We start from the raw sequence: 544 nt of genomic DNA on the forward strand, positions 1-544 counted from the left end.
AGTTAATATAATAAAACTGCTGTAGCTGAAAGGCTTGGCAGCGACTTACTCTCCCACACCTTAAGATGCAGTACCATCAGCGCTGAGGGTTTTAACGGCCGAGTTCGGAATGGAATCGGGTGTTGACCCCTCGCCATAACCACCAAGCCATTCAGCTACAGCAGCATATTAAATGAAAAGATCTCAAGTTCTTGCTCCATATTAGCAGCACTAGACGCTGCCTTCGCATACGGCCGATCAAGCCGATCGAACTATTAGTACCAGTTAGCTTCACACATTACTGCGCTTCCACACCTGGCCTATCAACGTGGTAGTCTTCCACGGTTCTCAGCGAATCCTGGTTTCGAGGGGGGCTTCCCGCTTAGATGCTTTCAGCGGTTATCCCTTCCGCACATGGCTACCCGGCGGTGCAGCTGGCGCTACAACCGGTACACTAGTGGTGCGTCCATCCCGGTCCTCTCGTACTAGGGACAGCTCCTCTCAAGATTCGTACACCCACGGCAGATAGGGACCGAACTGTCTCACGACGTTCTAAACCCAGCTC

The 544-nt window shown here is 52.2% G+C and carries 2 rRNA genes; both read right to left on the minus strand.

The features are described 5' to 3' along the window. Positions 1 to 32: 32 nt before the first annotated feature. A 5S ribosomal RNA gene (rrf, locus tag QF777_12190) occupies positions 33 to 147 on the minus strand. An 86-nt stretch (positions 148 to 233) separates the two neighbouring features. After that, positions 234 to 544, minus strand: a 23S ribosomal RNA gene (locus QF777_12195); the annotation flags it as partial.

It is taken from the genome of Acidimicrobiales bacterium (assembly GCA_030747595.1).
GTDB lineage: Bacteria > Actinomycetota > Acidimicrobiia > Acidimicrobiales > MedAcidi-G1 > UBA9410.